Source organism: Micromonospora sp. B11E3 (genome assembly GCF_039871625.1).
Classification (GTDB): domain Bacteria; phylum Actinomycetota; class Actinomycetes; order Mycobacteriales; family Micromonosporaceae; genus Micromonospora.
Map to the genome: position 1 here is coordinate 1 of NZ_JBDPMC010000017.1, position 23604 is coordinate 23604.

A 23604-nucleotide genomic window follows, 5' to 3' on the forward strand; every position below is an offset into this window, starting at 1 on the left:
CATCTAGATGCGGAACGATCGCTTCGAACTTCGCCGCCAGCACCGCTTGCCGTTCGTCCACTGTGCTCATACCACAAAACCGAGGGCCATTCACGAAGACTACGGGTTAATTATCTGCGAGCCCTTAGGACACGACTACTGTCGGAACGCGCGCGGCGCATCCGCGCAGGTCAGCGGGGTGGATGGGCGCCTCCGAAGATCTCGTCGGCAACATCGAGCAGGAACTGGGGAATTGATGGGGACCGCCAGCGACTACGTACTCAACGAACTTCGGCTGCTCCGGGCGTCGCTCGGGTCGAGTCAGGAGGAGTTCGGCCGGACCATCGGGTACTCCGGCTCCCACGTCAGCTCCGTGGAGACGGGCGGACGCCCGCCGACGAAGGAGTACATGGAGGCCGTCGACCGCGCGCACGACCCCGCGTATCAGCCGGGCGGGGAGAGCCGGTTCATGCGGATGCTGCGCGACCTGGGCAAGCTGGACGTGACACCGACCTGGCTGCGCGAGTGGATCCAGTTCGAACGCGACGCGACCACCCTGCGGTGGTTCGAGCTGGCCTACGTCCCCGGCCTGCTCCAGACCGAACGGTACGCCCGCGCCACCCTCGCCGGAGGACGGTTCGACGCCGACGAGGTCGAGCGGATCGTGGCGTCCCGGCTGGAGCGCCAGGCGATCCTGGCCCGGGAGAGGCCCCCGCAGCTCATCGCCGTGCTGGACGAGGGCATCCTGCGCCGGCCGGTGCTCGACCAGCCGGGGCTCATGGCGGAGCAGTGCGAGCACCTGCTCGCGCTGGCCGCCAGGGAACACATCCAGGTGCACGTCGTGCCGGTCGACGCGGGAATGTACCTCGGGCTGGGCGGCCAGTTCATCATCGCCGACCTCCCCGACGGCGCACGGGTGACCTATTCCGACAACCAGCTCGATGCACAGATCGTCGATGCCCCGGTGGATGTCGCTAAGCTGGCGAGGACGTGGGAGATCGTGCGGAACGAGGCCCTCCCCCGCCGGCAGTCAATCGATCTGATCAAGGAAGTGACGAAGTCATGGACATGCTGATCCCGCGGTGGCGGAAGTCGACGAAGTCCGGCGGCAACGGCGGGGCCTGCGTCGAGGTGGCCGACAACGTGCCCGGCGTGGTGCTGGTGCGCGACACCAAGGACCGCGACGGCGGCACCCTCCACTTCGGTCCGCGCTCGTGGCGGGCGTTCGTCGATCTGGCCAAGGAGATCGGCCCGGTAGGCTGACCTGCCCGGAATGCGGGAAGCCCCCAGCGTGAAGCTGAGAGGCTTTCCTCGTGTCGACAAGATTCTCGGCCAACCATCTTCCCCGGTCTATGTCCACGGGTTAGTGTCCCGTCACCGCGCAGCGACGGCGGAAGCGGCCACAGGGTGCGCGGCGGCGTGCCCCGGACGGGTCGTGCCACTGGTTCCGTGACCTGATCGGAGACTGGCCGTGAGCACTACTGGCGCCGCCCCGGTCGACCCCGTCCCGGACATGGCGCCCGGCGCCGCGCCGGTCGGCCCGGCCGCCCTGGCGGATCCGGTACGGCCGGTGCGGGCGGGCTGGGTCGCTCTGCTCGCCGCGGCCAACCTGGGCGTCTGGATGGCGTTCTTCGCGCCCGTCCAGATCCTCCTGCCCCGGCAGGTCGAGTTGATCGACGCCGCGTACAAGGAGGCCCTGCTCGGCTGGGTGACCGGGCTGGGCGCGCTCGTCGCGATCGTGGCGAACCCGCTCGCCGGCGCGCTGTCCGACCGGACCGTGGCCCGACGCGGGCGGCTGCGGGTCCTCACCGGCCGCCGGCACGTGTGGACGTTGGGCGGCGCCGTACTCGCGGCGTTCTCGCTGGTCCTGCTCGGCCGGCAGCAGGGCATCCTGGGTGTGGCGATCGGCTGGGTGTGTGTCCAGGTCTGCCTCAACGCCATGCTGGCGTCGCTGACCGCAGCCGTGCCCGACCGGGTCCCCGTGGCGCAGCGGGGCGCGGTCTCCGGCTGGATCGGGCTGCCGCAGGCGGTCGCCGGCGTGGCCGGTGCCTCGCTGGTCATCGGGCTGGCGCAGGACGACAACGCCGGCGGCTACCTCGTGCTGGCGGTGGCCCTGGTGCTGCTCGCGCTGCCGTTCACCACACTGACCGAGGACCACCCACTACCGGTGGAACACCGGCCGCCGAGCGCCCGGCTGCTGCGCGGGGTGTGGCGGACCTTCCGCGACCACCCGGACTTCACGTGGGCCTTCATCACCCGTTTCCTGGTCCAGTTGGGCACCGCCCTGGCCACCCTCTACCTGCTGTACTTCCTTGAGGACCAGGTGCACCGGCCCCACCCGGAGCGGGACATCGTGGTCCTGCTCCTGCTGAACATGCTCAGTGTCGGGCTGTCGGCGGTGCTCGTCGGCCGGTTGTCCGACCGCACCGGCCGCCGCAAGATCTTCGTCATCGGGGCCGGGGTGCTGCTCGGCACGGCCGCGCTGCTGCTGGCCGCCCTGCCGACCTGGCCCGTGGTGGTGACCGCGGCGGTCGTGCTGGGCATCGGTTACGGCGCCTACATGGCCGTCGACGCGGCGTTGATCACCCAGGTGCTGCCGCGCGCCACCGACCGCGCCAAGGATCTCGGCGTGATCAACATCGCCAACGCCGCGCCCCAGGTCCTCGGCCCGGCGCTCGCCGCACCGATCGTGGTCTCCCCCGGCGGATACCCGCTGCTCTTCTCGGTGACCGGCGCGGTGACCCTGCTCAGCGGCCTGCTGGTGACCCGGATCCGACAGGTGCCCTGACGACTCGCACCGGCCGGTCGCCCGGCCGACTCCGATCCACGCGGGGCGAAGCTCGGGCAGCGAGCTGCCGCAGAGGTCGCGGGTGAAGTCGTCGTCCCGCACGATGTTGCTCGGTCAGCGGGAGGAGTCGCGGGCGGTGTCCGGTGGTGCGGCGGTTCCGTCATGCAGGGCCAGCACCTCCGCCTCGCCGTAGCTGCCGCCCTCCCAGACCGGGCCGACGGTGTGGATGATGTGCCGTACCGGCGGGTGGAGGTCGAAGGCCGGAGTCGCCTTGGCGTCGCCAGGATCGCACGGTGCGATCGCCGACCCGGCTTGCGCCAGTCGGGGCCCGGCCGCCCGGTGGATCGCGCCGTCGACCCCGCCGCCGCCGAGCAGTGATTCGTTCGCGGCGGTCACGATGGCGTCGACGTGCTCACGGGTGATGTCGCCGAGTACGACTTCGATGGGGGCCATGGCTGATCGTCGCATCGGCACCCGGAGCGACAACAGCCAGGGCTGGTCAGTTCCCTCTCACGCAGAACTCGTTGCCGTCGGGATCGGCCAGCACGACGGTGCCGTCCGCATCGACCTCGAGCCGAGTGGCCCCGAGGGAGATCAGCCGGTCGACCTCCGCCTGCTGGTCGCCGCCGGTCGGGGCGAGGTCGAAGCGCTGCCGGTTCCGCCCCTGTTTCGGGGCCACGGGCGGGCCTCCCCACGCGACCTTCGTGCCGCCGTGCGGTGACTGGACCGCGGTCTCCTGGTCCTGGTCCCACACCAGCGGCCAGCCCAGCGCCTCGCTCCAGAAGAGGCCGACCTCCCGGGTGCCGTCGCAGGCGATCTCTCCGAGGAAGCCGCACCCGGCGAGGAAGCCGTTGCCCGCCTCGATCACGCAGAACTCGTTGCCCTCCGGGTCGGCCAGGACGACGTGCCCCTCCTCGGGGCGCTGCCCGACGTCGAGGTGGTTGGCGCCGAGCCCGAGCGCCTTCGCCACCGTCTGCTGCTGGTCGCCGGGGCGGGCGCTGGTCAGGTGCAGGTGCATGCGGTTCAGCCCCACCTTCTCCGCGCGGCTCGGGACGAACCGGAGGCCGAGCTGGGTGTCGTCGCCGGGCACGAGAGCACCATCGGCGTCCTCGACGACCTCCCGGCCGAGCACGCCGGCCCAGAACCGCGCCAGGCGCGCCGCGTCGTGCGCATCGAAGGTCACCGTCAGTCGTCGCGAGAGCATCACCACACCGTAGGCACGGGCCAGCACGACAACAACGCAATTAGCCGGGCCGGACGCGTCGCGGGCGGCGCGGGAGGCGTGCCGACAGCTGACCCCTGGCCTGCGCCTGCCGATGCACCCGGCCGAGCTATAACATCATGATGGGAAGGATGCCGGCCCTTGTCGTCGTCGCCGGACCATCAGGGGCTGGCAAGACGACGCTCGCCCACCTGCTGGCCCGACGGATCGGCTGCCCGGCGATCTGCCGGGACGAGATCAAGGAGGGCATGGTCCACGCGGCCGGCGACTTCACCGCCGCACCGAGCGACGAGCTGACCCTTCGGACCCTGCCCACGTTCTTCACAGTGCTGCAGTTGCTCCTGACCGCAGGCGTCACCACGGTCGCCGAGGCGGCTTTCCAGGACCGCCTCTGGCGCCCCTGCCTACAGCCATTCATCCGGATCGCCGACATTCGGGTTGTGCACTGCCGGGTCGCCGCACAGACGGCCTTCGACCGCATCCAGCGGCGGCAGGGCGAGACCGCGACCCGGCGCGCCCACGCCGACGCGTACCTCGGCGACCGCAAGACCCATGCCGTCGGCCACCACGGCTTCCAGCCCGTCCGGCTCGACGTCCCCGAGATCGAGGTGGACACCAGCGACGGCTACCGACCCGGACTCGACGAGATCGTCACGTTCGTGAAGGCCGGACGATGAACCGCTCCCACATCGTCTCAGGGCGGCCGTACGTGGAGTCGTGGATGGTCAGGCGGTTGCGTGGAACGCCGGGGTTCGCGGAAACAGGCTGGTCCCGGTGCTCGGCGCGGAACCGGGACAACGCGGGCGCGGTGACAGCGGTGTCGACCAGGTCGAGACGATCGAGGTCGTACCGCGCGAGTACGGGCACGATCGCATCGCTGACCGGTGTACCGCGCAGGCTCAGTGAGCTGAGCTGGGCCACCTCGTCGCGCATCCCCGCGACCTGCTGATCAGTGCCGTCGGCGAGATGGATGCTCAGGCGGTCGAGGTGGGCCGGCATCCTCGCCGGGCCGGTGACGGTCGGGGCGACGAGGCTCACGTCGCGCACGGACGGACCGAAGGCACCGTCCAACCACAGCGTTTCGCGGGCACGCGCCGGCGGACGCGCTCGCGCTGTGCGGCGTGGACGTCGACACCGATCTCGCCGCGCTGCTCGCCGGTTATCCGATCAGGTACCAGTACTCCCGTTACACGGGCAAGTGGGTCGGCAGGTTGTACGAGCAGTTGCAGAACTGCGCGCCGTGGCGGCTGGCGACCGCGTACCAGGTTTGGCAGGACGAGCGGCGCGCGGCGCGACGGCCGGCGGACGAACCGATCGCGCTGTTCGGCCTGACGGGGTTGAACCAGCAGGCCAGGCCCATGGTGGCGATCGAGTCCCGCGAGGGTACGCCTCGCCTGAGGATGATCTGGAGCGCGAGCAACGCCCGCCTCACCCGGGCGCTCTGGGAATGCCCGGCCGACCTGAACGCCGCCCTGCTGGCCACCGGGGCGAGCTGACCCAGGCCGGCACCGATCGCGGTGTGAGCGGGCGCCTACCCGCGTGGGAGCATGCGTCCATGAGCGACGACGCGGCCGTCGACGTGAGCGCCCTGGCGATCAACGTCACCATCCCGGAAGGGCTCCGCTGGACCGACACCCGGCGCGGTGAGGAGTTCACGCTGACCACGCTCAACGTCCGGCTCCTCCCGGACGGGCGCCTCGCGGCGAAGGCCTACGGCCGGCCGACCGGCGGGGGCCGTGGCGCGTACGTCTCGTTCCCCGTGCCGGACAGGCCCGAGCTGGTGGCCCTGGTCGACACGGCCGCCAGCCGCGCCGGCGCGCTGTGGGCCGCCCACCGCGGTCTCGGCTGAAGGCCCGACGTGGTACGGCACGATGGTCCGGTGGACCGCAACAGACCCCGGCGAATCGTTCTGATAGACGACCTACGCTCCTTCGTCGACGGTCGTGGTGCCGAGGTGGCCCGGAGCAGCGCCGCCGGGGTGGCCCTCCTCGAACGCCACCGCGACGAGCGGCTGGACGAGCTGTGGCTCGACCACGACCTCGGTGGGGCCGACACGATCTGGCCGGTCGTGGAGGTGTTGGAGCGAGCGGCCTTCGAAGGGCGCCCGCTCGACATCGGCGTCGTTCTCGTCCACTCCGCGAACCCGGCCGGCGCGGGCAAGATGGCTCAGGCTCTGCAACGCTGGGGATACCGCGTCCGGATCGTGTCCGGATCGGCGGCCGTCGGCTACCTGACCGAGCCACAGAATTGACCCGACCACCGCCCATGGGCGGTGCCGGCTGGGCGCGGAAGGATCCGGATGATCGACTGGCTTGCGGATGTCTGGTCACGGACGCACGTCGTGCAGGTCGTCGAAGGCGGCGAGGACAACGCCGACTATCGCTGGCCGGCACAAGTCCGTCATCCACTACGGCGCGAAGGGCGACGGCCGCGGGGCTACAACGTGATCCAGTAGCGGCGAGCAGGGCCGAGCTTGGTATCCCGGATGCCCTCGAGGACGCCGCCGTGGTGCTCGATCGTCTTGGCCGAGGCGATGTTGTCGGCCGCGCACATGATCAGCACCTGTTCCAGGCCGAGCCCCCGCGCCTCGTCGAGCATCCGGCCCAGCGCCCACGTGGCCAACCTGCGCCGACGCGCGGACGGTCGGATGCCGTACCCGAGGTGGCCCATCGGCGGCGCGGCACCGTCGAACCCGTACCGGAGCGCGATGCCGCCGAGCACGCCATCGCCCTCGACGATCCATCGATACACGTGGCCGGCATCGTTCGGCTTCGTGGGATCCGCCTGATCGGCCAGCCGGGCCACCCAGGCCGCGAACCCGGCTGGCGAGTTCACCTCGTCGGACGGCCGCAGCCCGAAACCGTCCTCGTGAAGCCCGGGCCCCCACTCCTGATGCGCCTCGACCCATGCGTCGTACAGGCGGACGGTCGGTGCGATCAACTCAGGCATGCCACGACCATAGCCAGACCCGCACATCTGCGCCGGAGTGGACATCGCCCTGGCCTCCGCGCTGTTCTCGCACGTTCAGTCGCCGGCGGCACCTGCCCTGCATGGCCGCGTACCGTACCCCGCCGTGGGCACCGCAAAGGGATCCGCGGGAAGGAAACAACCGTAGTCCCGCAGCGGCTGCGGGTCGTCGAGTACCACCTGTTGCAGCCAACCGGCCGGTGACAGGCCGTCCGGCCGGTCGCTGACCCACACGCCGGGCAGAGATCCACCGACATTCGCCTCGCCGTCCACGGCGTCGGCGGCGAGCGTTCCGTCCCGGTCGAGCAGTGCGTGTACGGCGTCGTGGACGTCGACCACCGCCTCGGCCGCCTCGGCGTCGGTCAGACCTGGGTTGCGGTCGCGCAGCGCCTGCCGTGCCGCAGCCAGGAACCGGTCCGGGTCCACCACGACGACGTCGCGTCGGGTCCGAATGCTGATCGTCATGCCCGCCTTCGGTGCCTCGGCACCCGCCATATCAGGAGCGTAGACCCGAGGCTCCGCGCCGGCGGCCGTCGCCGCCGCGGTTCGGGCGAACGGCCGGGAGGAGCGATCGCGGGCGCGCTGCACGCGCGGTTCGGGATCTCCCGGCCGGCCGCTCCGCAGCGCCTGCGGGGCCGCGCCCCATCAGTGGCGGATGAGCGCGCCGGTCACCCGGTTGTGCAGAGTCCCGTATGGTCTGTTTGGCACCAGCGGCCGGAGGTAGGGCGGGGAGGTTCGAATGGCCGAGGGCAGGGTTGTGTCGTTCGATCCCGAGGAGGGGTACGGATACATCGCCCCCGATCACGGCGGTCCAGACCTGTTCGTGCATCACTCCAGCATCGAGACGAACGGCCGTCGGACCCTGGAGGAGGGGCAGCGGGTGTCGTTCGCGGTCGAGTCGGGTGCGGATGGTCCATGCGCGGTCAGAGTGACTCCGGTCGGCGGGGACCCGCAGGAGCCTTCGGTGGATGACAGCCGGCGGGTCCGCCGCGCCCGGTTGACGGTCGTGGCCGTCGCGTTCGCGCTGGTGTTGCTCGTACTTGTTGTGGCGTACACGTTCCTTGCCGCATCGGCCGGCTGGTGGCTGCCTGGCTGGTGGCCATGGGCGGTCGGCGGGCTGATAGGGGCCGCCTACGGCGCGGGGAAACTCAACAGGTGAGCGATCGGCGCGACTCCTGCCATCGGTGTCCGGTACCGGCTGGCGGCGGGGCCGGCCGCAACCCGAAACCGTCCTCGTGAGGCCCTGGGCCCCACTCCTGATGCGCCTCGACCCATGCGTCGTACAGGCGGACGATCGGTGCGATCAGCTCGGGCGATGCGGGGTTGAGGGCCCAACCGTCGGGGGTGTGGGTGAGGCCGAGGGTGGCGAGGCGGGCGAGGTTTACCGCGGCGGCGAGGCGGGCTTCATGCCGGCCGATGGTGATGCTGCGGCCGGTTTTGGAGTCGGTGCACTGCCCGCGTAGGGGGCAGGTGACGCAGGCGGTGCCGAAGTCGGCTTTGCCGGCGTGGCGGGCGTGGCCTTTGACCGGCCGGATCGGGATGGTGGTGCCGGCCGGGCAGGTCACCGTGGCGTCGCGGAGGTTGATGTCGAAGCGGTGCTTGGTGAACTTCCCGGTGGGCGCATCCGGTGGCTGGACCTTGGTCTTGGCGTCGATCCCGGCGCTGTCGAGCCGCTGGAGGACCTCGCCGTCGCCGTAGGCCGCGTCGCCGTAGACGGCGGCGGTGGCGGCGGTGGTGGCGGTCGGGTCGGTGAGGTCGGCGATCAGCCCGGCGGCCGGTTCGGCTAGAGCTCTACTATCACAGCACACTGTCGAATGCCCTACGGAAGGGGCGTCCATGTCTCCTCGGCGAAGAGTGCAGGTCGCATGGCTCATTTCGGTCGTCGCAGCGCTGTCGCTGGCCGCGGTCGGTGTCGCGGTAATCCCGGACGCGGTCGCCGTGCCGGCTCCGTGCCACCCCGACGTCGACGGGTGGCCGGCCTGCGCGGCCTCGGAGAAGCAGCTCTCCGCAGCGGCAGGCACCGAGCGCGACCTTGCGTTGAGCAAGCTGGACATCCGCCTGATGCCGCTCGGCGACTCGATCACCTACGGCGTGGAGAGTTCCGACCGCAACGGCTACCGCGACGAGTTGTACGACTACCTCAAGGGCAACGCGCGGAACGTCGACTTCGTCGGATCGGCGAAGACCGGGTCGATGAGCGACAACGACCACGAGGGCCACCCCGGCGACCGGATCGACGAGATCACGGCAATCGCCGACTGCAGCGTGCCGCGCTATCAGCCGAACGTCATCACGCTGCACGCCGGCACCAACGACATCGGCCAGAACTTCGCGCTGTCGTCCGCGCCCACCCGGCTCAAGGAGCTGATCAACCAGACGCTGGCCGATTCACCACGGGCCACGGTGCTGGTCGCCCAGCTCATCCCGGTCGGCAAGACCGGGTTGCAGTCGCGCATCGACGCGTACAACGCGGCGCTGCCCGCCGTGGTGCGGGACCTGCAGGACAAGGGCAAGCGCGTGCTCCTGGTGGACATGAGCAGGGTGCTGATCACCGATGGTCTGCAGAACGACGTCCACCCGAACGACGAGGGCTACGCCAAGATGGCCGCCGCCTGGTACGAAAGCGTGCTCGATGCGAACCATCGGGGCTGGATCCAGGCGCCGCTGCCGGAGAACGCCCCCACCGCCTGCTCCCCGGGAGACTCCGACGACACGGCACTCGGTACGGGGTGGCGCAAGCTGGGCGAGATCGCCTCCGGATACGGCGGCACCCCCGGCCGTACGATCATCGCCGAGCTGAACGGCGACAAGCGGGCCGACTACCTGCAGGTCTATTCGGACGGCCGCTTCCGGGCCTCGGTGAACACGGTCGGCACGCCCGGGCAGCCCCACTGGGTCAACGTGGGCAGGTACGCCCCCGCAGGGCAGACGGCGGTCCACGGCGACGAGGTGCGGTTCGCCGACCTCAACGGGGACGGGCGCGACGACTACCTCGTGGTCAGTTCCACCAGCGAGGTGCGGGCGTACCTCAACGTCAAGCGTTCGGGTGACACGCTCGCGTTCGTCCCCTGGGGGATCGTCTTCCGCGTCGATTCATTCAACCGGAACAACCTGCGCTTCGCGGACGTCACCGGAGACGGGCGTGACGACCTGCTGCGGGTCGGCGCGAAGGGCGCGGTGCACGTGTACCGGAACATGTGGGACCCCGCCACCGAACGCCAGGCTGGCAAGCCACAGCCGCCGGCCTGGCGGCTGTGGCTCAACTGGGCCGGCGGCACCCGGGGCTCGTCGCTGGAAGCGGTCCGGTTCGCCGACGCCGACGGTGACGGGCGGGCCGACTACCTCCAGGTCAGCGTCGAGGGCGCGGTGCACGCCTTTCTCAACCGTGGCGGCGGGGGCAACGGCGGCTTCCAGGCCCGCTACGACTGGGCCAACGAATCCGGCTACCCCCGCCCGTACATCCAGTTCGCCGACATCAGCGGCGACGGCAAGGCCGACTACCTGGTGGTCTACCAGGGCGGCGCGGTCCGCGCCTGGCTGAACCGCGGCGGCAACTAGCTGGTGTTGAACGATGGCCGCCGCCGGCGCGGCGGCCATCGTTCTATATCTATTTCAGGTAGTTCGTTGGTGTGGCGTTGAGTGTTGCTTCACAGCAGTTGGACCTGCTGGATCCGGTGAGCCGGTTCTGCGGCGAGACGTTACCGGCGAACTCGATCTTCACTCTCAACGGCCCGCACCGCCGCCTCAGCAACGGCTTCAGCACCTGAAACCCTCGAACCAGCACACCGAACCGACACCACACGAGATAACGGCGGCCGACCGGGGACCCGGTCAACCGCCGTTCAACACCAGCTACCTAGTCATGGTCCGACTGGCCTGCGGTGCTGTCGTCCGAAGCGGTACGGCTGGCGCATGACGGGCAGCCGCGTCACGAGATTTCCCGCGGAAGATGGTGCACAGTCTGTCGAGAACGGCCTGGCGGCTCCGTCTCAGGAGTGGCCACGGCCACCGTGGCCGTACAGGTCTGAGGAGACCCTGCATGACGATCCAGCGGATGGACAACGTCCTCATCGTTGTCGACGATCTCGACGCTGTTGTTGCGTTCTTCGTCGAACTTGGCATGGAGCTGGAGGGCAAGGGGCCAATCGAGGGACGTTGGGTCGAGCGTGTCATCGGAATCGACGACGTCCGACAGGACGTCGCGATGCTGCGGACCCCGGACGGCCACGGCCGGATCGAGCTGGCGATGTTCCACACGCCGAAGGCGATCAGCGCCGAGCCGAAGGATGCACCAGCCAACACGCTGGGCATTCGTCGCATCATGTTCGCCGTCGACGACATCGACGACGTCGTTGCCCGCCTGCGTACCCACGGCGCCGAACTCGTCGGCGAGCTGGCGCAGTACGAGGACAGCTATCGACTCTGCTACGTCCGCGGCCCGGAGGGCATCGTCGTCGGACTGGCCGAACAGCTCAGCTGAAGTCTGCCGAAGGGACCGTGCAGCCGACCGCCCGACCGCCGGTCGGCCAAGGCCACCACCTGAGGAACCCTCGACGGCGAAGCACCTTTGGCGATGAGACCGCGCAGGCACTGCGGGCCGTGGGCCGGGCCGCTCGCGGCGCCGATCCGGCTGCCCGGTCAGGCAACGACGATCCGGGGAAAACGGGCTCTTGTGATGTTCTCGTGGGTGGGTTGACGCCCTGATCGACAGGGCACGCCGTGTCCCGTCTAGGTTTCTGGCTTGTCGAAGGTCAGAAACTGAAGATCGGGAAACGGCGTGCGTTTGACCAGGGTATTGCATCGACAGGCAGGGCTGGAACGGGCCGTCGTCGAGGGTGTGCGCCTCGATGACGACACCGACGGTGAGGTCTTGGTGATCTCTGCGCGGCCGCGCAAGGGCGCGGCGCGCCGCTGCGGGCGCTGCCGGGCTCGCGCGCCGTGGTACGACCGCGGCTGGGGCAGGCGGCGGTGGCGGCACCTGGACTTCGGCACGCTGCGGGTGGTCATCGAGGCCGCCGTGCCTCGGGTCGCCGTGGCCGGAATCCGTGGGACCGGTCGGAGAACGCCGGTTCGTAGTACGCCTCCAACAGCAGGCAGACCACCTCGCCGACGAGTTTGTCCGACCAGGTTGGCAGTCCCAACGGGCGGGTCTTCCTGTTCTTCTTCGGGATGTGCACCCGCCGGACGGGGGCGAACCGGTAGCGCTCGTGACGCATAGCCGCGATGATGCGACCGATCTTCGCCTGGGACATGCCGTCCACGGTCTCCTGCGTGACCCCGGGCGTCATCGCGCCGTGGTTGGCGTAGATGCGCCCGTACGCCAGCAGATACAGTTCTGGGTTGAACAGTTGTCGATACAGTTCGTCCAGCGGCAGGCTACGCCTGCCGCGCTCACGCAGGACACCCAGCACCGTTGCGGCGCTCTGCATTACGCATACCTCCCGATCTGGTGGTGTCCCATCACCTGGCCTCCTTCGCCCGTTGTAGACGGCTTTCCCGTCCTCCCTGGCCGGGCGTTACTCCGGCGACTACTACGAGGCCTCCGTCGCCATAGGACTCGCGTCCGGTAGGCGATCCCGCGTTCGTCCCTGTCGTACGTAGCAGCGTGACGTAGGCGCCCCACTCATCTCCCTCAACACCCTCGCTGGGCGTCGCCCCGCGCTCTGGAGGTTGCGTCAGCCGACACTTCGATTCCGACGCAGAGCACGGCACCGGTTTCAGAGGTCTTTCCGGTGGATGGGAACTTGCATCGACTGGAGATTAGGATTCAGGCAATCCAGCTTTCGCCATATCACGCGGGTCCCCCGGCGCACCGTCCCTGACCACTGGACCCGGTCGCCGGGTTAGCTGGCATGCTCTTGTCCCCTCAGCAACCTTTCAGCATCAGGTAAGCCATTCGACCCAGGAACCTCCCTCCAAGTCCCTCCCGGCTGAACCGGGGATACAACAGGGCGCCTCGCGGCGCACAGCGTCCTCTCTACCACCCACCTGCGTGGGAGGACCTGGAAGCCCTTGACGTCGTCGGTGCGCTTGACGATCTCCAGCAGGATGCCGAGCTTGTCTTTCGCCCAGCTCACCAAGCCGGCTCACGACCGGCCGCGATCCGCACCTGCCGGCGAAGCTCGTCGTGGATCGCGTCCCACGTTCCGTTCTTCCGCCACGTCGTGAACCAGCGATGCGCCGCGTCCGGTGGCGCCAGATCCCGCGGCATCATCCGCCACGGACAGCCCGACCGCAGCACATAGAAGATCGAATCCAGGATCAACCGATCTCCCCACTTGCGCGGCCGGCCGCCTTTACGCAGGTCACGCACCGGCATCAAGGGCGCGAGGACCGCCCACATCGCATCGGTCAAGCTCGACGGATAGCATGAACGGGCGTCATCCCCGCAACAGTTGCAGTTGGTCACACAACGCGATCATGGCGGGGATGATCTATTTGTCGAGCACCCGGCATCGACGCGTCTCGCCGTAGCAGAAAGCTCCGAGCTGGTTACCCGACGGTCTCTCACCCGATCGGGAGAGGTCCACGCCTGATACGCGCGCGGCCGTGCCTCGGCGGTCACTGGCAGCCGGTGGATGCGCAGCAACTGGTGGGCCAGCAGTTCGGCACGCCGGTCGGCCCCCTCATCGCCCAGGCGCACGGCCCCGGGCAACAGGGACATCAGCAAGGACGGATGGTCGCAGTACTGCGCTGTCGCGTCCACGGCCACCAGCCTGGCCGCAGGCACATCCGTGCCGCCGAGCAGGCGCAGAACGGCTGCCTCGCGAGTCAGCAGGCCCTGCGCGTGCCGAACGTAGAAGGGCTTGACGAAAGACCGCAGGACCAGCGACCGTCGACCGGCCCGCCCGCAGATGTTTAGCCGGCGCATTTCTGACGTCCAGCCGCCACGCAACCGCGCGACGTCCTCGATGCGTTCTGCCTCGGACAGCCCCTTCTCCACCCAGGCACGCGTCGCACCCCAACCTTGGTCCTCAAGATTGGTACCGATGTGATCGGCCCCCTCCTCCGCAACCATGGCGGCAGGCTATCGATCTCATCGACGGAGGCACTTGGCCCCACCCAACCGGATGACCCCCTGCGTCCTCACTGTCGGTCGTGCGGGGTGACGGTGACGGTGTCACCGGGCGAGAGCAGCAACGACCTGCCCCAGACGGCGACCGGCACGGCCTGGTCGGCGCCCCCGGCGGCGGAGATGCGTACCCGTTCGCGGTCGACGTCGAGGGTGATCACCAGGTTGCGGTACCGGAGGACGCAGCCGAGGCGGTCGAGCGCCTCCGGCAGCAGCGGGCAGAGCCGCAGCACGTTGTCGCGGACCTCCAGGCCGGTGTAGCAGCGTTGCAGGATGTCCAGCGTCCCGGCGCTGGCGCCGAGGTGGATGCCCTCCCGCGTCGAGCTGTGCTCGGGGCGGGCGAGGTCGGTGCCGAGCGCGGTCTGCAGCATCTCCAGGGACCGCCGCCGGTCGGTGCGGGCCAGCACCCAGGCGTGGGCGATGCGGCTGAGGGTGGAGCCGTGGGTCGTGCGGGACAGGTAGTGGTCGACGGTGGCGGGGATCCGGGCGGGGTCGAAGTCGTAGCCGAGGCGGCGCACGAGGCCGGTGAGTTCGTCCGCGCTGAACAGGTACAGCAGCATCAGCACGTCGGCCTGCTTCGAGATCTTGTACCGGTTCGGGTCGTCGCCCTCGGCCTGCAGCAGCGACCCCAGCAGCCGCAGGTCGCCGTACCGGCGCCGGTACCGCTGCCAGTCCAGCTCCGCCAGGTCGCCGTACCGCTCGAACTGGGCGAGGATGCCGTCGTCGAGGAAGGTCAGCCGCAGCCGTCGGCTGATGTGCGCCCACCGGCCGCGCTCGTCGTCGGCGACGGTCACCTCCCGCCAGGCGGCCGCGCCGGGATGCCGGCACCGGATCGCGTACGCCTCCTCGGCGCGGGCCAGCACCCAGGAGACCATGACGTTGACGTACGCGCAGTTGTCCAGCCCCTGTCCGGGACTGCCCGGGTAGCCGTCGTGGTACTCGTCGGGCCCCAGCACTCCCCTGACGTCGTAGCGGTCGTCGGCCGGGTCGTACGTGGCCAGGCCGGCCCAGAACCGCGCCGTCTCCACCAGTAGATCTACGCCGGTGGTGGCGAGGAAGGCCAGGTCCGCCGTCGTCTCCCAGTACCGCCACACGCAGTAGGCCACCGCCAGGCTGACGTGCTGCTGGCGCCCCGTCCGGTCGTCCACCCACTCCCCGGTGACCGGGGAGCGGCTTCGGCTGGGGCTCTCGTCCCGGCCGCTGCTGCCGCTCTGCCAGGGGAACAGGGCGCCGGCCATCCCGGCGGCGCTCGCCTGCCGGCGGGCCGCCGTCAGCCTCCGGTGCCGGTATTCAAGCAGCGCCCGGGTCAGCTCCGGCAGCCGCAGGTTCAGGTACGGGTAGACGAACAGTTCGTCCCAGAAGATGTGCCCGTGGTAGCCCTCGCCGTGCAGCCCGCGCGCCGGCACGCCCCCGTCCAGGTCGATCGTGTACGGCGACAGCGTCTGCAGCAGGTGGAAAGTGTGCACCCGCACGGGCAGCTGCCACGGGTGCTCCTCGCCGATGTCGAGCCGGAACCGCTCCCACAGCCGGGCCCACGCGGCGGCGTGCTCGGCGAGCAGCCCCTCGAACTCCGGGGCGGACCCCAGTTCCTCCCGCGCCGCGGCCAGCGGTTCGTAGACCGCCCGGTCGCGGTCGGCGTAGACCGCGACGGTCTTCGCCGCCGACACCCGGTCCCCGGGCGCCACGTCGATCCCGAACACCTGCGCCACGTCGTCCGGCCCGGTCTCCGTTCTCTGCGCGGCAGGCGGCCGCGGCGCGCCGGCCAGGCCGATCGTGGTACGGGCGACCAGGGCGACCCGCTGCCGCGAGCCGGTCGTCGCCGCGGTCAACCAGAGGGTGTACGGGTCGTCCGCCCCGCCGGCGACGTCGGTGAGGTGTCGACCGCAGGTCCCGGCCTCCGGCGGCGCGTTCGCGTTGAGCACTCCGCCGTCGATGGCCGACCTGATCTCCAGCCGGCCCGACCAGTTCTCGGGGACGATGATCGTCTCCAGGGCGGCCAGGTGGGGGTTCGCCATCGACACCAGGCGTCGCTGCCGGATCCTGGTCCTGCGCCGCTGGCGGTCGACCACCAGCAGTTCCCGCAGGTACACCCCGCGGCGCAGGTCCAACACGCGGTGCTCGTGTTCCCGCCGCGCCCGGTCCGGCGCCAACCAGTCTCCGCCGGCCGGGCGGAACGTCAACGGCAGCCAGTTCGGCAGGTTGACGATGCTGTCCTCGCCGTCCGGGCGGTGCGGGTCGGTGAGCCGGTTGTGGAAGCCGGCCAGGTAGGTGCCCGGGTAGTGGACCCCGTCGGACCATGCCTCCGGGGGCGCTCCCCGGGTCGCCAGGTACCCGTTGCCGAGGGTCAGTGTCGTCTCGCGCGTCGCCTCACCCGCCGGGTCGCCGTCGGCGTACGTCAACGCCCAGCCGCCCGGCAGCTTCCCGGCGCACAGCTCGCAGCCCGGGTCCACGCCCACCGGCACTCCACGCTCCCCTCCGCCGTCCCGGGAGAGGCGTTTTGCCCGTTCTGGGCACGCCAAACCCGGGGCCGGAGCTGGAGGCTTCGGCCCCGGGAACGGTGACGGGCCTACGCCGGGTACTGCGCGACGTACACCGGCGCCCCGATCCTGGTCGTGTCGGCCGGCTCGCCCACACCGTTGACGACGTGGTCGATGGTGCCGGCGCTGAGGTTGACCGTCATGACGTGGTGCAGCCTGACGCCGGGGGCCTCGGGGACCTCGAAGCCGTTCTCGGTGTGGATGGTCGGGTTGTTCTGGTTGAAGACGTACACGCCGCCGCCGTGCAGGGTGTGCCTGCGCACGTGGTCGCCGACCTTGTAACCGGCGTAGCCCTCGACGTCGCCGTTCATCCAGTCCGCCTGGGTCGGCGGGTCGTAGGGCAGTTCGTTCTGGTAAAGGATCGTCGTGCCGTCGTCGCCGTTCCAGACGGTGTTGTACCGCTGGAAGTGCTCGACGAACAGGCCGGTCGCCGTCACGTGGTCGCCGTTGATCACGACGCCGTAGCGGCCGGTGTTGGTGTTCCAGCGTTCGGTGTCGGTGAAGCCCTCGACGCCGTGGTCGCCGCGCCAGACCCAGGTGTGGTCGATGAGCACGTTGTCGCTGTTGACCTCGAGCGCGGTGTCGGTCCGGCCGACGTGCGGCCCGCCGACGCGGAAGTACACGTCGGACAGGGTGGTCGGGTTGTCCGCGGAGCTGTGCCGCTCGCCGTGCCGCTTGCCCACCCGCAGCAGCACCGGCGACTCGTCGAGGCCCGCGTCGATCGTGACGCCGGCGACGACGACGCCCGGGACGTCCGCGACGTCGAGCGGGACCGACCCGTCGACGGCGGTGAGCGTGGCGTGCCCGAGGCCGAGGACGACCGTGTCGGGGCGCTTGACCTCGATGCTGCGGGCGATGTCGTACACGCCGGGGGTGAGCAGCAGGTGTCGGCCGCGCGCGAGCTGCGCGTTGATGGCCCGTACGGAGTCCGACGGCTTCGCGACGAAGAAGTCGCTGATCGGCAGGGTACGGCCGGGCGTCATGCCGTCGGCCCACGAGACGCCGCGGGTGTCCGTCCGCGCGGCGGGCACGCGCACCTGGTACCTGCCCCGCTCGTCGACGTACAGGTACGGCTTCTCCCGGCTGACGGGAGTGGTGTCGATCGTGGTGTAGGGCGGGCTCGGGAAGCCGGCGCCGTCCGGGGCGCCGACGACCCCGGAGAAGACCTGGTTCCACACCCCGTTGGACCAGCCGGCGATCTGACTGTCGCGGGTCAGCCACTGCTGCTGCGATCCGTTGACGACGAACGGCAGCCGCGAGTCGGCGATGAAGCCGCCGCTGGCGTACTGCGGGCCGGCGGTGCAGTAGTCCATCAGCGACAGGTTGCCGCCACTGACGTCGAGGCGGCGCATGGAGACCGCCTGGGAGACAGCCCAGAAGTTCGCCGAGGCGCGACAGCCGTCCTGGCCGGCCGCGTCGATGTTGATGGACAGGTTGGACAGGGTGCGCCAGAAGTTGACGAGCGCGAGGCAGTTGCTCGTGCCGCCGCCGGTCAGGCAGCGGTTGTAGACCTCGACCTTGCCGTTGACGACGACGTCGGTGGGCGCGGCGCCCAGGCCCGCGATCTCGGTGTAGTAACCGACCCTGAGCTGGAGCGGCTGTTCGGCCGAGCCGTACGTCCCGGGCTTGAAGAGGTAGGCGTGGCGTCGCGTACCCATCTCGTTGTCGACCTGCGCGGCGTGTGCCGCGTCGAGGGTCGCCTGGATCTCGCCGATGGGCATCGCGGGATCGAAGACGGTGACGTTCGGCCCGAGGTCCACGATCCCGCCGTCGGGCGGGGACGCGGCCGCGGACGGTCCTGGTGCCGCGAGGGCGGTCGTCAGCGCGAGACCGAGCGCGAACGCCCGCCCGAGTCGCCGGTGAGCGGGGCGCCCGGACTCGGGCCGCCCGCTGTCAGGGGTCGGGGTCGTCATGCGGATCGTCCTTTCCGCCAGGTGAGGGGTGGGCGGGCCGGACGCCGCGAACCGGGCCGCGGAGAGTGCCAGAGAGCGCTCTCACGCCGCCCGACACGCATCCGGCCGGTGGGAAAGTGGCTTGGGACGTTTCTACCGTGCGAACCGGTCCTGCGCCATGCGCACCGTCCTGAATTTCCGACCCGAGCGTCAGGCCGCGATGCCGACGCCCCTCCGCCTGCGGCGATGACAGCATGCGTATCGCTGCCGCGCAGGCCCGGTGCCTGGTACTTCGCCGCCAGCAGGCGCCGGGCCAGCGAGTCCTCGGCGGGGTCGACCACGAACCGGGCCGCCACGCCGACCGCCCCCGGCAGGTCGGCGCGCAGTTCGCGGGGCCCGCCGAGGCGCAACCGGGCGCTCGGCTCCCGGCGCAGGTTTCGCACCCAGTCCGCGGCGTCACCGTGCCCGGAGAGCCAGATACCGGACGCCCTGGTGTTCCGCGTACCAGATCTCGATGGTGTGCGGGCGACCGCTGCGCCGGCCGGTGGTGGTCAGGTAGGCGAAGTCGTCGGGAGGCACGGGGCGAGCCTATCGGCCGGCGGTCGCATGCCGTCCGCCTCGGCTGCCAGTGTCGGCGCGCGTCAGGCCGTCGCGGCGGCGGCCGACCGGTCGCCGTCGGGCGCGGGTGCCACGGTGGCGAGTGCGGTGCGTACCGCGTCGCGCAGCGGGCCCTCGGGGTGGTCGGTCCAGTGCTGGAGGGCGACGCGGAACGTGGTCAGGAAGGCCGCCGCCAGGACCCGCGACCGCAGGGCCGCGTCGGGGCCGGTGAGCCGGTGCGCGATCTCGGCGGCCAGTTCGCGCTCGATGGTGGCGTACGCGGCGATCTGGTGGGCGACGAGGCTGGGATGGGCGCGCAGCCTGCGGCGTCGGGCGAACCAGGACGGGTCGGGGTCGGCGTAGGTCTCGGCGACGAGGTCCTCGGCGGCGCGGGTGAGCACGGCCCACGGCGGTTGGTCGGCGCGCTGGTCGCGGATGAGTTCGAGGAGTCGGCGCAGTCGGACCGCGTCGCCGTAGACGATGGCCTCCTCCTTGCCCGAGAAGTAGTTCGAGAAGGTACGGCGGGAGACGTTGGCGGCGTCGGCGATCGCCTCGACGGTCACCCGGTCGGGCCCGTGCTCCGCGGCGAGGCGCAGTGCCGCCTCGTGCAGCGCCAGCCGGGTGGCCGCCTTCTTGCGCTCGCGCAGCCCCATCGTCTCGTCCACGGAACCGAGGCTACCCAACCGTGATCTACTTCTCAACGGGAAAACTTGCCCAACGCGCAAGATTCTTGGATTCTTGCTTGAGGCAACCATTCGGTGGACAGGGAGGCACGCGTGGAACCCGCTCACGAACTCGGCGCCCGGCTGCACGAACTGACCACGACCGTGCGACTGATCAAGCAGCGGTACGCCGACGCCCGGTCCGGCATGCCGCTGAGCATGGTGAGCCTGCTCCGGCGCATCGACGGCCTGGGCGACGGATGCCACGCCCGCGAACTGGCCCTGCGCGCCGGGCTCGACCCGTCGACGGTCAGCCGGGTCGTGGCCGGCCTCGTGGCACACGGCCTGGTCGAACGCCGGACCGACCCGACCGACAAGCGCGCCAGCGTCCTGGCGGTCACCCCGGCCGGCCGGGCCGTCCTGGCCGACACCGACGACTGGTACGGCCAGGTCCTCGATCGCGCGCTGGCCCGCTGGACCCCGGCGGAGGTGACGGCGCTGGCGGCCGCGCTCGGCCGGTTCACCCACGACATCAAAGACGCACTCGGACACCACGACACCTTGGAGGCGGCGCGATGAGCGCACCCACCACCACGACCGGCGCGGAGCCGATGACCCATCGGCAGACCCTGGAGGCGCTCAGCGGTCTGCTGCTGGTGCTCTTCGTCGCGATGCTGAGCAGCACGGTCGTCTCGATCGCCCTGCCGAAGATCATCGGAGCGCTCAACGGTTCGCAGACCCAGTACACCTGGGTGGTCACCGCGACCCTGCTCACCGCCACCGCGACCACCCCGATCTGGGGCAAGCTCGCCGACCTGTTCAACAAGAAGATCCTGATCCAGGCCGCCATCGTGGTGTTCCTGGTCGGCTCGATCGTCTCCGGCTTCGCCCAGAGCGCCGGGCAGCTCATCGCCGCGCGCGCGTTCCAGGGCATCGGCGTCGGCGGCCTGCAGGCCCTGGTCCAGGTCGCCATCGCGGCGATGATCCCGCCGCGCGAGCGCGGCCGGTACAACGGCTACCTCGGCGGGGTCATGGCCCTCGCCACCGTCGGCGGCCCACTGCTCGGCGGCCTCATCGTCGACACCTCGTGGCTCGGCTGGCGCTGGTGCTTCTTCGTCGGCGTGCCCGTCGCCGTGGTCGCGCTGATCCTGCTCCAGGTCACCCTGCACCTGCCCACCGCGCGTCGCGAGAACGTGAGGATCGACTACTGGGGGGCGAGCCTGATCGCCGCCGGCGTCAGCCTGCTGCTGATCTGGATCTCCTTCGTCGACGACTCCTTCGCGTGGCTGTCCTGGCAGAGCGCGGCGATGGTGGGCGGCTCCCTCGCGCTGCTGGCGCTGGCCGTCACGGTCGAGGCGCGGCACGCCGAGCCGATCGTTCCGCTCGGCATCATCCGCGAGCGCACCACCGCCCTGGCCATCCTGGCCAGCCTCGCCGTCGGCATGGCCATGTTCGGCGGTTCCGTCTTCCTCGGCGAGTACTTCCAGGTCGGGCGCGGCTACACCCCCACCGAGGCCGGGCTGCTCACCATCCCGATGATGGCCGGCGTCCTCGTCTCCTCCATCGTCTCCGGCCGGCTCATCACCAGGACCGGCAGGATCAAGCCCTACATCGTCGCGGGCACGGTCGTCCTGGTCGCCGGCTTCGCCGTCCTCGGCACCATCGACCACGAGACCCCGCTGTGGTTCCTCGGCGTGGCCATGTTCCTCGTCGGCGCCGGCGTCGGCATGTCCATGCAGAACCTCGTCCTCGCCGTGCAGAACACCGTCGCGCTCAAGGACATCGGCGCCGCCAGCTCCAGCGTCGCGTTCTTCCGCTCGCTGGGCGGCACCATCGGCGTCTCGGTGCTCGGCGCCGTCCTCGCCCGGCGGGTCACCGACCAGATCACCCACGACCTGACCGCCGCCGGCATCCCCGCCGCCGGGGGCGGGGGCAACAGCACCCTGAACCTGGCCGCGCTGCCCGAGCCGATCCGGGAGATCGTCCGCGCCGCCTACGGCGACGCCACCGGCCACATCTTCCTCATCTCGGCCGCCATCGGCGTGGTCGGCGTGCTCGCCGCCCTCCTGCTGCGCCCGGTGACGCTGCGGTCCAGCCTCGACCTGGCCGACACCGCCCGCTCGGTGGCGGTCGCCGCCGACGCCATCGACGGCGCGCCCGCCTTCGACGAGGTGCCCGCCGACGCCGGTCGCCACCGGGCGTCGACCCGACACTGAGGTTCGGGTACGCCCCGGGCCGTCGTTGGCGTACCGGCCTGTTGCGCTTCGGCCGCCGGCAGCGATGTCCATACAAGCCCCGCGGCCACAGGCGGGTGCAGGAACACCACCGGAAGTGGCCGGCGGCGGGGCGGTCCCCCAAGTGCCCCGCCGCCGGGCCACGCAACCGTGACGGCGGGTGCGAGGCGCAGCAGCCACGGCGGCACCGACCACCGGGGCAGGCGGGAGCGGCAGGTCAGGGCGGCGGCGGGCACAGTCCGCGGGTCCTCTGGAGCTGCCCGCAGGAACGGGGCAGCCGCGCCGATACGCGGCCAGGCGCCGGGGCACACGGACGGCCTCCGCGCGGACGCACAGACGGGGCAGCTCCACAGCACCGCTGTCGGAGTCCCCGCGGCCGGGCCGTCGCGCCCGAGCGCGCCCGCTCACGCGCCGGCGGCGTCCCGGAGCAGCATCGTTGTGTACGTTCGTACATACAGCGTACGATCGTACGCATGACGGCGTTCGATCTTGCCGAGGGCGACCTTCGGACCATGCGGGAGCGCATGCTCGCCGGCGATCTCTACCGGGGCGCCGACCCGGAACTGGAAGCGGAGATGCGCCAGGCGGCGGTGCTGACGAAGGCGTTCAACGACAGCGATCCGCGCGACTCCGCGGGACGGCGGGCGCTGCTCGAGCAACTGCTGGGCTCGGTGGGCGCCGAGGTGGAGATCCGCCCGCCCATCCACGTCGACTACGGCAGCCACATCCACGTCGGCGCCCGGACGTTCATCAACTTCGGGCTGACGGCGCTGGACGTCGCGCAGATCGTCATCGGCGAGGACGTGCTGTTCGGCCCGAACGTGCAGTTGCTGACACCGACGCATCCGGTCGACCCGGAACCGCGCCGGGCCAAGTGGGAGGCGGCCCTGCCGATCACGATCGGCGACAACGTGTGGATCGGCGGCATGGCGGTGATCTGCCCCGGTGTCACCATCGGCGACAACTCGGTGGTCGGCGCCGGCGCGGTCGTCACCAGGGACGTACCCGCGGATGTCGTCGTCGCCGGCAACCCCGCGCGCGTCCTCCGGCCGGTCCACGGCGGATGACCGCCGGAGAGCCCGCCGCCGGGAAGCGCCGCCGCCGCTACGAACCGGACCGGCGCCAGCGGCTCGTGGAGGTCACGCTGGACGTGATCGCCGAGCACGGCGTCGCCGGCACGACGCACCGGCGGGTGGCCGCCGCCGCCGACGTGCCGCTGGGCTCGGTGTCCTACCACTTCGCCAGCCTCCAGGATCTGCTGGTATCGGCCTTCACGCACCTGGCGGAGACGGCGGCGGCCGCCTTCGACGCCCAGATGGCGGCGATCCGGCCGGGAGTCGACGCGCGCGAGAGAGTCGTCGAGGCGATGCTGGCGGACCTGGCCGACAACCAGCGCAGTGCCGTCCTGGCCTACGAGCTCTACGCCGCGGCGGCACGTGACCCGCGATTCCGCGTGATCACGCAGAGGTGGATGGACAGCACACGGCGCTCGCTGCGGCGACATTTCGATGCCGAGACGGCGGAGGCGCTCGACGCGCTGATGGAAGGACTGATCCTGCACGCGACGCTGTCCACCCGGCCGGTCGACCCGCGAAAGATCATGGACGCTGTCCGCCGCTTCGTGCCCGGGGCGCACCCGGGGTGACCGGCAACA

The 23604-nt window shown here is 70.7% G+C and carries 26 protein-coding genes and 3 pseudogenes; 16 read left to right on the forward strand and 13 right to left on the reverse strand.

Annotated features, from left to right (window positions below; all coding sequences use genetic code 11):
• The first annotated feature begins 235 nt into the window (after positions 1–235).
• From ABGB16_RS11630 to ABGB16_RS11640, 3 genes are all read left to right on the forward strand, one after another.
• A complete protein-coding gene (locus ABGB16_RS11630) occupies positions 236–1054 on the forward strand; it encodes a helix-turn-helix transcriptional regulator (RefSeq protein ID WP_347668012.1) in 819 nt (272 codons plus the stop codon).
• Complete coding sequence (locus ABGB16_RS11635; RefSeq protein WP_347668013.1) at positions 1042–1242, forward strand: DUF397 domain-containing protein; 201 nt, start codon at positions 1042–1044, stop codon at positions 1240–1242. Before ABGB16_RS11630 ends, ABGB16_RS11635 begins: the two co-directional genes overlap by 13 nt.
• 208 nt (positions 1243–1450) lie before the next feature.
• The gene (locus ABGB16_RS11640; protein WP_347668014.1) at positions 1451–2767 is read left to right on the forward strand and encodes an MFS transporter; all 1317 of its coding nucleotides are present in this window, start codon (positions 1451–1453) and stop codon (positions 2765–2767) included.
• 168 nt (positions 2768–2935) lie between these two features.
• On the opposite strand, the pseudogene ABGB16_RS11645 reads toward ABGB16_RS11640, so the two are convergent.
• Both ABGB16_RS11645 and ABGB16_RS11650 read right to left on the reverse strand, forming a co-directional pair.
• Positions 2936–3220, reverse strand: a pseudogene (locus tag ABGB16_RS11645) (macro domain-containing protein); the annotation flags it as partial.
• 46 nt (positions 3221–3266) lie between these two features.
• Positions 3267–3971, reverse strand: a complete 705-nt coding sequence (locus tag ABGB16_RS11650) for a VOC family protein (RefSeq protein WP_347668015.1) — start codon at positions 3969–3971, stop codon at positions 3267–3269.
• A gap of 149 nt (positions 3972–4120) precedes the next feature.
• On the opposite strand from ABGB16_RS11650, the gene ABGB16_RS11655 reads away from it, so the two are divergent.
• Positions 4121–4666: an AAA family ATPase gene (locus tag ABGB16_RS11655; RefSeq protein WP_347668016.1), complete on the forward strand. Its 546-nt coding sequence runs from the start codon at positions 4121–4123 to the stop codon at positions 4664–4666.
• On the opposite strand, the gene ABGB16_RS11660 is transcribed toward ABGB16_RS11655, so the two are convergent.
• A complete protein-coding gene (locus ABGB16_RS11660; protein ID WP_347668017.1) occupies positions 4641–5036 on the reverse strand; it encodes a hypothetical protein in 396 nt (131 codons plus the stop codon). The genes ABGB16_RS11655 and ABGB16_RS11660 overlap by 26 nt on opposite strands.
• Before the next feature lie 74 nt (positions 5037–5110).
• On the opposite strand from ABGB16_RS11660, the gene ABGB16_RS11665 reads away from it, so the two are divergent.
• The 4 genes from ABGB16_RS11665 to ABGB16_RS11680 are packed head-to-tail and all read left to right on the forward strand — an operon-like array spanning position 5111 to position 6444.
• The gene (locus tag ABGB16_RS11665) at positions 5111–5485 is read left to right on the forward strand and encodes a hypothetical protein (protein ID WP_347668018.1); all 375 of its coding nucleotides are present in this window, start codon (positions 5111–5113) and stop codon (positions 5483–5485) included.
• Between the two features lie 59 nt (positions 5486–5544).
• Positions 5545–5838, forward strand: coding sequence for a hypothetical protein (locus tag ABGB16_RS11670; RefSeq protein WP_347668019.1), 294 nt, complete (start codon positions 5545–5547; stop codon positions 5836–5838).
• Positions 5839–5868: 30 nt separating this feature from the next.
• Positions 5869–6240, forward strand: coding sequence for a cyclic-phosphate processing receiver domain-containing protein (locus tag ABGB16_RS11675; RefSeq protein WP_347668020.1), 372 nt, complete (start codon positions 5869–5871; stop codon positions 6238–6240).
• Between the two features lie 48 nt (positions 6241–6288).
• Positions 6289–6444, forward strand: a complete 156-nt coding sequence (locus ABGB16_RS11680; RefSeq protein WP_347668021.1) for a hypothetical protein — start codon at positions 6289–6291, stop codon at positions 6442–6444.
• Here the strand turns inward: ABGB16_RS11680 and ABGB16_RS11685 are convergent.
• Positions 6426–6983 (reverse strand): GNAT family N-acetyltransferase, encoded by a 558-nt coding sequence (locus tag ABGB16_RS11685; protein ID WP_347668022.1) that lies wholly within the window; start codon positions 6981–6983, stop codon positions 6426–6428. The two genes, ABGB16_RS11680 and ABGB16_RS11685, sit on opposite strands and share 19 nt — an antisense overlap.
• A gap of 30 nt (positions 6984–7013) precedes the next feature.
• Entirely contained in the window at positions 7014–7451 is a 438-nt protein-coding gene (locus ABGB16_RS11690) for a hypothetical protein (protein ID WP_347668023.1), read from the reverse strand.
• 244 nt (positions 7452–7695) lie between these two features.
• Here ABGB16_RS11690 and ABGB16_RS11695 point away from each other — a divergent pair.
• A pseudogene (locus ABGB16_RS11695) lies at positions 7696–7893 on the forward strand (cold shock domain-containing protein); the annotation flags it as partial.
• A gap of 388 nt (positions 7894–8281) precedes the next feature.
• Here the strand turns inward: ABGB16_RS11695 and ABGB16_RS11700 are convergent.
• Positions 8282–9010: pseudogene (locus ABGB16_RS11700) on the reverse strand (transposase); the annotation flags it as partial.
• Here ABGB16_RS11700 and ABGB16_RS11705 point away from each other — a divergent pair.
• The 3 genes from ABGB16_RS11705 (at position 8994) to ABGB16_RS11715 (ending at position 11436) form a co-directional block, all read left to right on the forward strand.
• On the forward strand, positions 8994–10514 hold the full coding sequence (locus tag ABGB16_RS11705; RefSeq protein ID WP_347668024.1) for an FG-GAP-like repeat-containing protein: 1521 nt from the start codon (positions 8994–8996) through the stop codon (positions 10512–10514). The pseudogene ABGB16_RS11700 and the gene ABGB16_RS11705 sit on opposite strands and share 17 nt — an antisense overlap.
• Positions 10515–10591: 77 nt before the next feature.
• A complete protein-coding gene (locus ABGB16_RS11710) occupies positions 10592–10723 on the forward strand; it encodes a hypothetical protein (RefSeq protein ID WP_347668025.1) in 132 nt (43 codons plus the stop codon).
• Between the two features lie 272 nt (positions 10724–10995).
• The gene (locus tag ABGB16_RS11715; protein ID WP_347668026.1) at positions 10996–11436 is read left to right on the forward strand and encodes a VOC family protein; all 441 of its coding nucleotides are present in this window, start codon (positions 10996–10998) and stop codon (positions 11434–11436) included.
• 523 nt (positions 11437–11959) lie between these two features.
• On the opposite strand, the gene ABGB16_RS11720 is transcribed toward ABGB16_RS11715, so the two are convergent.
• The 7 genes from ABGB16_RS11720 to ABGB16_RS11750 all read right to left on the reverse strand — a co-directional run bounded on the left by ABGB16_RS11720 (position 11960) and on the right by ABGB16_RS11750 (position 19719).
• On the reverse strand, positions 11960–12385 hold the full coding sequence (locus ABGB16_RS11720; protein WP_347668027.1) for a hypothetical protein: 426 nt from the start codon (positions 12383–12385) through the stop codon (positions 11960–11962).
• Positions 12386–13029: 644 nt separating this feature from the next.
• Positions 13030–13311: a transposase gene (locus tag ABGB16_RS11725; protein ID WP_347668028.1), complete on the reverse strand. Its 282-nt coding sequence runs from the start codon at positions 13309–13311 to the stop codon at positions 13030–13032.
• Positions 13312–13374: 63 nt separating this feature from the next.
• On the reverse strand, positions 13375–13974 hold the full coding sequence (locus ABGB16_RS11730) for a phosphotransferase (RefSeq protein ID WP_347668029.1): 600 nt from the start codon (positions 13972–13974) through the stop codon (positions 13375–13377).
• A gap of 68 nt (positions 13975–14042) precedes the next feature.
• Positions 14043–16484, reverse strand: a complete 2442-nt coding sequence (locus ABGB16_RS11735) for a glycosyl hydrolase family 65 protein (protein ID WP_347668030.1) — start codon at positions 16482–16484, stop codon at positions 14043–14045.
• A 110-nt stretch (positions 16485–16594) separates the two neighbouring features.
• Positions 16595–18478, reverse strand: a complete 1884-nt coding sequence (locus ABGB16_RS11740) for an adenylyl cyclase (protein ID WP_347668031.1) — start codon at positions 18476–18478, stop codon at positions 16595–16597.
• A 435-nt stretch (positions 18479–18913) separates the two neighbouring features.
• Positions 18914–19036 (reverse strand): hypothetical protein, encoded by a 123-nt coding sequence (locus ABGB16_RS11745; protein ID WP_347668032.1) that lies wholly within the window; start codon positions 19034–19036, stop codon positions 18914–18916.
• Positions 19037–19098: 62 nt separating this feature from the next.
• Entirely contained in the window at positions 19099–19719 is a 621-nt protein-coding gene (locus ABGB16_RS11750) for a TetR family transcriptional regulator (protein ID WP_347668033.1), read from the reverse strand.
• Between the two features lie 111 nt (positions 19720–19830).
• On the opposite strand from ABGB16_RS11750, the gene ABGB16_RS11755 reads away from it, so the two are divergent.
• The 4 genes from ABGB16_RS11755 (at position 19831) to ABGB16_RS11770 (ending at position 23595) form a co-directional block, all read left to right on the forward strand.
• Positions 19831–20295: a MarR family transcriptional regulator gene (locus tag ABGB16_RS11755; RefSeq protein WP_347668034.1), complete on the forward strand. Its 465-nt coding sequence runs from the start codon at positions 19831–19833 to the stop codon at positions 20293–20295.
• Positions 20292–21932 carry an MDR family MFS transporter gene (locus ABGB16_RS11760; protein WP_347668035.1) on the forward strand — a complete coding sequence of 547 codons (1641 nt, stop codon included), beginning with the start codon at positions 20292–20294 and terminating at the stop codon, positions 21930–21932. The genes ABGB16_RS11755 and ABGB16_RS11760 overlap by 4 nt, the downstream gene beginning before the upstream one ends.
• Before the next feature lie 491 nt (positions 21933–22423).
• Complete coding sequence (locus ABGB16_RS11765) at positions 22424–23017, forward strand: sugar O-acetyltransferase (RefSeq protein ID WP_347668036.1); 594 nt, start codon at positions 22424–22426, stop codon at positions 23015–23017.
• Positions 23014–23595 (forward strand): TetR family transcriptional regulator C-terminal domain-containing protein, encoded by a 582-nt coding sequence (locus tag ABGB16_RS11770; protein ID WP_347668037.1) that lies wholly within the window; start codon positions 23014–23016, stop codon positions 23593–23595. Before ABGB16_RS11765 ends, ABGB16_RS11770 begins: the two co-directional genes overlap by 4 nt.
• Positions 23596–23604: the final 9 nt, after the last annotated feature.